Genomic DNA, 200 nt, shown 5'->3' on the forward strand with positions numbered 1-200 from the left:
AGTGATGATGGCAAAGAGGTCACACCCGTTCCCATACCGAACACGGAAGTTAAGCTCTTTAGCGCCGATGGTAGTTGGGGGCTTCCCCCTGTGAGAGTAGGACGTCGCTAGGCATAATACCCAGGAGGATTAGCTCAGCTGGGAGAGCATCTGCCTTACAAGCAGAGGGTCGGCGGTTCGAGCCCGTCATCCTCCACCAT

The 200-nt window shown here is 56.0% G+C and carries 1 tRNA gene and 1 rRNA gene; both read left to right on the top strand.

The window, feature by feature from the left end:
• A 5S ribosomal RNA gene (gene rrf, locus ACP3VS_RS24645) occupies nucleotides 1–113 on the top strand; the annotation flags it as partial.
• 10 nt (nucleotides 114–123) lie between these two features.
• Nucleotides 124–199 (top strand) — tRNA-Val (locus tag ACP3VS_RS24650).
• Nucleotide 200: the final 1 nt, after the last annotated feature.

Source organism: Lysinibacillus sp. VIII_CA (assembly GCF_049943995.1).
Classification (GTDB): domain Bacteria; phylum Bacillota; class Bacilli; order Bacillales_A; family Planococcaceae; genus Lysinibacillus; species Lysinibacillus pinottii.